Below are 6,424 nucleotides of genomic sequence, written 5' to 3'. Positions count from 1 at the left end.
GGCGGCGAGGCCGGCGCCCAGCAGCCCGCCGATCACCGCCCCCAGGCTCCAGCCGGCGTGCAGCCGGCCCATCAGGGGCTTGCCGCCGACCCGCTGCGCGGGCCGTCGGACCGCGCCCGGCGGACGTCCGGGCGTACCGCCGGCGGCACGGTCGCCGGGCGCGGCCCGACGTACCGGCGTACCCCGGCGGGTCAGGCCAGTCCGGCCGCGATGGCCAGGCGTACGGCCTCGGCCCGGTCCCGGGTGCCGGCCTTCGCGAACAGGTTGTTGATGTGGGTCTTGACCGTGGCCTCGCTGATGAACAGGCGCTCGGCGATCGCGCGGTTCGGCAGCCCCTGCCCGATCAGGGCCAGTACCTCCCGCTCGCGGGAGGTGAGGTCGCCGGGCAGCGCGACCGGCGCGGCCGCGGGGCGCGGGGCCCCGGCGGCGGCCAGCAGCCGGGCCTGCACCTCGCGGTCGAGCACCGACTGCCCGGCGGAGGCCGCCCGGATCGCGCGGGCGATGTCCTGGCGCCCGGCGTTCTTCGTCAGGTAGCCGCGGGCACCGGCGCCCAGCGCGGCCAGGATGGACTCGTCGTCGGCGAAGGTGGTCAGGACCACGACCGCCACCTCGGGGTGCTCCGCGCTCAGCCGCCGGGTCGCCTCGGTCCCGTCCATGCCGGGCATCCGCAGGTCCATCAGCACCACGTCCACGGCCGTGGCGGCCACGGCCGCCAGCACCTCGTGGCCGTCCGCGGCCGCCGCGACGACCTCGATGTCCGGCAGCAGGGCCAGTACGGCGGCCAGCGGCTCCCGCACCGCCGCCTGGTCGTCGGCGACCACGACCCGTACCGGGCGGGACTCGCCCGTGGTCTCGTTCATCCGGGTACCACCGCTTCCACCTGCCAGCCCCCTCGCTCCGGCCCGTCCGTGACGGGACCCGCGGTGATCTTCCCATCCAGCAGGGCGACCCGCTCGCGCATCCCGATGAGCCCCCAGCCACTGCCGGTACCGACGCTCGGGGGCAGCACGGCGGGGCCGTTGCGCACGCGCAGCTCCATCGTGTCGGCGCCGAACACCACCCGCACCGACACCGGTGCGCCCGGCGCGTGCCGGGCCGCGTTGGTCAGGGACTCCTGGGCGATCCGCAGGAGGCACTGGGTGACCCGCACCGGCAGGGTGCGGACCTCCCCCACCGTGGTGAGGGCGTCGGCCAGGCCCAGCGACTCGAGCATCCCGGTCAGGCTCTCCAGCAGCGCCACCGCGTCCTCACGCAGGGTGTGCACGGTCCACTGGGCCTGCTTCAGGCTCTCCCGCACCAGGTCGTGGGCGGTGCCGTTGGCCTCCCGGATCCGCTCCAGGTCACCGGTGTCGATGAGGGCGTCGACCAGTTCCAGCTGCATGTTGAGCCCGGCGAGCGAGTGCGCGAGGACGTCGTGGATGTCCCGGGCGATCCGGGTGCGCTCGGCCAGGACGGCGGTGCGGGCCTCGGCGCGGGCCGCCTTCTCGGCGGACTCGGCGGCCTCGATCGCGGCCCGGGTGGCCTCGGCGCGGCTGCGGCCGGCCATCCCGGCCAGCACGGCGGCGCCGGTGGCCAGGCCCACGAGGGCGGTGGCGGAGCGCTCCCCCGGTTCGCCCGTCAGGTACAGGACGCCGGCGCACAGGACACTGCTCAGCGCGGCGAGGGCCAGGGCCGGTGCGGTCCGCAGGCGACGGCCGACGAGGGCGACGTGGAAGTACGCGAAGAGGTAGGCGGAACCGGAGGTGGCGGTACCGGTCAGCGCCGCCGCCGCGACCACTCCGGCGACGGGCCACAGCGGTACCAGGCGGGCGGGGAGGCGGTCCGCCGGGACCACCCGGACGGCGAGCACGGCGCAGTTGGCGAGGAACAGCAGGGAGACGGCCAGTCCCCGGCCGGTGATGCCGAAGGGGCGGATCGTGGCGATCCCCACCGCGACGAGGGCGAGGCAGACCACCCATTCCGCCCGGCCGGACCGGCCCCCGTACGGACGCCCGGCCGCCGCGGCGACCGGGCCCGTGCCCTGTTCTGGCATGACGCGACCATAACCCACGTCAGACCGCGCGACCGGCGCCGACCGCGGACTTCGCAGCGGTCCCGAACGCCTCGGCCCGGGGGACCTGCCGGCTGCGTACGTAGATGGTGGCGAGCCGGCTGACCACCTCGGTCAGGGCCATCAGCACCAGGGCCGCGACCCATGCCTGGGAGCTGGTGATCCGGTGGTCGGCACTGAAGCGCGTGAGGGTGGCGGCGCCGCCGTGGTCCACCCACAGCTGGAAGCCGAGCCTGGCCCCCATTCCGAGCACCCACAGGCTCGCGGAGACGGCCCCGGCCTTGATGAGGAGGTGCCCGCCCGCCCGCCGCATCCGGGTGTAGATCCCGCCGGCGATGCCGAGCGCGGCGCCGATCCCCATGAAGACGGCGACCAGGAGCAGGTCGTTGCCGGCGGTCGGGATCTCGTGGAGGTACTGGGAGCCCACGTAGGCCACGATCCCCAGCGGCAGCAGGTAGGTCTTCGGCTCCAGCGGCCCTTCCCGCAGCTGCCGGAAGACGATCAGGATGAGCGCGATGTCGGTGATCCAAGTCGTGGTGTCCATGCCCACCAGACTGCTGTGACCAGCCGCGAAACACCTGGACCCAGGGGTGGAGAACCGGGTGGAGACCTGACCCGGCACCTCGGTCCCCGGCTGGCGGGCTGCGGTGAGGAAGCGTAGAGCGGAAGCATGAGACATCTCCGGCACCAGTCACTGCCAGTGACGATTGCTCTGGTGGGGGTCCTCTCGGCGGGCATCGCCCCGGCCGCCTTCGCCGACAACGAGCGGGGCCGGGCCGAGCCCAGCCCCACGGCGGAGCCCGACACCGCCGGGCCGCGCGTCGGCGACGAGCAGCTGCCCGCCGCTCCCGAGGGAGCCGCGATCCCCCGCACCTCGTCCCAGGTCCCGACCCAGCAGCAGGTCTCCGACTACCTGACCGCCCGGGTCCACGAACTCGACGACTTCTGGACGCCGTACTTCACGAAAGTCCTCAATCTCCAGGAACCGTCGGTGGGCTTCGCCATCGTCACCCCGCAGGACGGTGGGTACCGGAGCAACTGCGGGGACATCGTCATCGTCCACGACACCCCGAACGCCTACTACTGCGACGCGGACGTCCTGGACCCCGATACCGGCTACGTGGGCGCGGTCTACCTCCCGGTCACCACGATGCAGAAGATGTGGACGGGTGACGTCTTCGGCCGCCAGGACCAGCGCATCGGCGACTTCGCCGCAGCCGTGATCACCGCCCATGAGTTCAGCCATCACGTCGTCGACGAGTTGCGCCTCCAACTCAGCACCGACACCAACACCCTCCAGCCGCCCACGGGCAAGTGGAACGAGCTCATCGCGGACTGCATGGCCGGCATCTGGGTACGCAACGCCTACGACACCGGGTTCCTCCAGCCCGGGGACTTCGAAGAGGCCGTGACCGCCATGGAGGACATCGGCGACTACCAGGCCACCGACCCGGGACACCACGGCACACCCCAGGAACGGCAACAGGCCCTGCTGACCGGGTACCAGGGGGTGCCGGACACGTACGCCCCAGGCCAGCCCCTCGCCTGCATCGAGACGTACTGGAAGTGACCCGGCCGGGCCACGGCGACTGATCGCCCTAGGGCCGAGGGGGCGCTCGCCCGGGGAGCCGGCCGGCCCTACCTGCCCCGCACTCCGGTGAGATCGGCGCCGTCCAGGCCGGTGTCGGTGGCGTCGGTGAGATCTGCGCCGACGAGCTTGGCCTTGTCGACGCTGGCGCCGGACAGGTCCACGCCCCTGAGGTCCAGGCCGGAGAGGTCGGCCGCGTCGAGGAACGCGAGCCTGAGCAGGGCACACCTGCCCGGTGGTGGCGCAGGCGCGCTGGCCGGTGCACGGCGCACCGAGGTGACGTACTCGTCGTTGCAGAGCGTCGACTCACGAAGATCCGCTCCGGTCAGCGCGGCGGACGTCAGATCCGCGTGTGCGAACGAGGTCCCACTGAGGTCGCCGCAGGGGCGTGCGGGGTGGCAGATGAAGGCGTGTGCCAGGTGCGCGTCGTCGAACCTCGCACCGGTCAGCTGGGCCGACAGCAGATCGGCGTGGTCCAGGTGCGCGCTGATCAGCTTCGCGCCGGTGAGGTTCGCTTCGTTCAGCCGGGCCCCGTCCAGCTCGGCCGCACCGAGATCGGCGCCGCTCAGGTCGGACCCCGTGAGCAGGGCTCCGTTGAGATGGATGCTTTCTCCGCCAGTGGAGTAGGCGGGTTTCCATCCGCGCAGGTTCGTGTGGCTCAGGTCGATCTCCAGTCCCGCATCGGCCGCGGCCGGCCTCCGTACCAGGACGTTCATGGCGGCGTGTACGTCGGCCGGCGGGCCGGAGGTGGCCGGCAGGGGCGCATGACGGCGGACATAGGCCGAGAGCACCGACACCACCGTGCCGTGGTCGGGCGGGGAGTCCCGCATGATGCGTTCCAGGGCGTAGATCCCGCCCAGCCGGACGTCCATCGACTCCGCACCCAAATTGGAGATCGCCGCGTTGTAGCGGGTGGTGATCTGGCCCTGCTCGTTGATGCGCAGTTGTCTGTCGGACTGGCCGAGCTGCTGCCAGGTGAACAACAGCGCGGCCACGGCTGCCAGGCCGGGCAGGCTGAGCAGCAGGAGCGAGACCCGCGAGCCGGTCTCCCCGGTGCGCTGCCCCTCAGGCCGCCGACGGCCGGCGGCGGCTCGGCGGAGCCTTCCGAAACGCGGGATCCTGGTCATCCCGTCATTGCTCCACTCCTGCAGGGCCCGCCCGGCCGTGCCACGCCGCTGAGAACCCTGTCGGGGTACGCCGCCCCGCTCGAACGGCTGCCAGCCGCAACCGGCCCGCGGTCGAGGCCGTCCGCCCCTCGGGGGAAGCGGGTCAGCTGCTGGACCTCGCCCAGGAGCTTGATGGTCCGGGACTCGTCCCCGGCCGGGGCGGAGGGGGCGTCCGTCGCGGCGGCCGCGCCGCAGAGCACCCCGGCCCGACCCACCGCCACGTCCAGCCGGTCGGACCGAGCCGGGCGGCGGAGACCGACGAGAACCGGTCCCACGGTCGTCGTCCCGTCACCGGTCTTCGAGAGCACCCCCCTGACCTGCGGAAATGAACAGCCCCCCTGTTACTGTGCGCCAATGTCAACGATCAAAAAGTTCCAGGTGACCTTCGACTGCGCGGACCCGGTGGGCCTGGCCACCTTCTGGTGCGAGGTGCTGGGGTACGTGTTGCCGGAGGTCCCGGAGGGCTTCACCACCTGGGAGGAGTGCTTCCGCTCGCTGCCGCCCGAGGACTCGGTCTACTTCGCGTGCAGTGATCCCGACGGTGTGGCCCCGCGCCTGCTGTTCCAGCGCGTTCCCGAAGGGAAGGTCGTCAAGAACCGGGTGCACCTCGATGTGCGGGCCGGCGTCGGGCTCGTGGGCGACGAGCGCCTGGCCACGCTCGAGGCCGAATGCGCACGCCTGATGGCACTCGGCGCGAAGCACGTGCTCACGCAGCGCGCCGACGGCGTCAACGAGTCGTGCATCACGATGCAGGACATCGAGGGCAACGAGTTCTGCCTCGCCTGATCCCCCTCCGGGAAGGTGAGGTGGGGAGGCCGCCTGCCCGGCAACCGTGCGGTTGCCGGGCGGTGGCCGACCCACCGCCACGACCCGGCTTCCCGGCGGCCCTCAGACGCGCAGCTCGGCCGGGAAGCCCGGTGGGTGACACCAGTTCGTGCCGGACCAGCTAGAGGTAACGGGTGGCCGTGCCGGTCGTCACGAACTCCTCTGCGCACACTGATGATCTTGCACATCGATGGACGCGTCCGCTCCCGACAACGGGTCCCCCTCCTCCCGCAGCACGGCTTAGACGTAGATGCTCGTGCCCGTCGCCCACAGGGGGTTGTAGTTGTAGCCGCGGACCACCAGGTTGCCGTCGTCCTGGAGGGCCAGGAAGTAGCCGTTGGTGCCGGACGCCCACAAGGGGTTGTTGGCGCTGTCGCGGACGACGAGGTTGCCGTCGTTCTGGAACTGCACGTAGGAGCCGCGGTCGGTGTGCGACGACCACAGGGGGCGGTCGTCGTACGTCCGGCGCAGGACCAGGTTCCCGTCGCTCTGCATGACCAGCCGGACCGTGTCGCTCCGCGAGGAGACGTACCAGCCGCGGTCCAGGCGGCAGCCGTGCTCGAAGACGCGGTTGGGCTGGTCCTCCCGGGCGGGGCAGTGGGTGGCCGCCTGTGCGGCGGCGGGCGGCAGGAACAGCACCAGACCCACCGCGGCGAGCAGCATCAGCAAGCCGTGGCGCGCGGAAACGGTGACAACGCGGAACATCCGAACCCCCCATGGGACGACCGATCCTGACGCCGAGGATCCTCACAGCCACCGCCCGGCGGGGACAACGACGCACAACCGGCCATCTCC

Annotated in this window: 7 protein-coding genes; 2 read left to right on the top strand and 5 right to left on the bottom strand. The window is 72.3% G+C overall.

Annotation, left to right across the window (positions count from 1 at the left end):
* Window positions 1-191: 191 nt before the first annotated feature.
* The 3 genes from AB0O40_RS30635 to AB0O40_RS30625 are packed head-to-tail and all read right to left on the bottom strand — an operon-like array spanning window position 192 to window position 2,594.
* A complete protein-coding gene (locus AB0O40_RS30635) occupies window positions 192-860 on the bottom strand; it encodes a response regulator transcription factor (RefSeq protein ID WP_365048460.1) in 669 nt (222 codons plus the stop codon).
* The gene (locus AB0O40_RS30630) at window positions 857-2,032 is read right to left on the bottom strand and encodes a histidine kinase (protein ID WP_365048459.1); all 1,176 of its coding nucleotides are present in this window, start codon (window positions 2,030-2,032) and stop codon (window positions 857-859) included. The genes AB0O40_RS30635 and AB0O40_RS30630 overlap by 4 nt, the downstream gene beginning before the upstream one ends.
* A 19-nt stretch (window positions 2,033-2,051) precedes the next feature.
* Complete coding sequence (locus AB0O40_RS30625; protein WP_365048457.1) at window positions 2,052-2,594, bottom strand: hypothetical protein; 543 nt, start codon at window positions 2,592-2,594, stop codon at window positions 2,052-2,054.
* A gap of 156 nt (window positions 2,595-2,750) precedes the next feature.
* Here AB0O40_RS30625 and AB0O40_RS30620 point away from each other — a divergent pair, with 156 nt between their 5' ends.
* Window positions 2,751-3,620: a neutral zinc metallopeptidase gene (locus AB0O40_RS30620; protein ID WP_365048455.1), complete on the top strand. Its 870-nt coding sequence runs from the start codon at window positions 2,751-2,753 to the stop codon at window positions 3,618-3,620.
* Between the two features lie 68 nt (window positions 3,621-3,688).
* On the opposite strand, the gene AB0O40_RS30615 is transcribed toward AB0O40_RS30620, so the two are convergent.
* Window positions 3,689-4,765 carry a pentapeptide repeat-containing protein gene (locus tag AB0O40_RS30615; RefSeq protein ID WP_365048453.1) on the bottom strand — a complete coding sequence of 359 codons (1,077 nt, stop codon included), beginning with the start codon at window positions 4,763-4,765 and terminating at the stop codon, window positions 3,689-3,691.
* 393 nt (window positions 4,766-5,158) lie between these two features.
* Here AB0O40_RS30615 and AB0O40_RS30610 point away from each other — a divergent pair, with 393 nt between their 5' ends.
* Window positions 5,159-5,590, top strand: coding sequence for a VOC family protein (locus AB0O40_RS30610; RefSeq protein ID WP_365048451.1), 432 nt, complete (start codon window positions 5,159-5,161; stop codon window positions 5,588-5,590).
* Between the two features lie 279 nt (window positions 5,591-5,869).
* Here the strand turns inward: AB0O40_RS30610 and AB0O40_RS30605 are convergent, their stop codons facing one another.
* Window positions 5,870-6,334 carry a hypothetical protein gene (locus AB0O40_RS30605; RefSeq protein WP_365048449.1) on the bottom strand — a complete coding sequence of 155 codons (465 nt, stop codon included), beginning with the start codon at window positions 6,332-6,334 and terminating at the stop codon, window positions 5,870-5,872.
* Window positions 6,335-6,424: the final 90 nt, after the last annotated feature.

Source organism: Streptomyces sp. NPDC089919 (assembly GCF_040684615.1).
In the GTDB taxonomy this organism is placed as follows: Bacteria; Actinomycetota; Actinomycetes; order Streptomycetales; family Streptomycetaceae; genus Streptomyces.
Note: the sequence above shows the minus strand (reverse complement) of the source record. Positions and strands in the feature narration are given on the sequence as shown.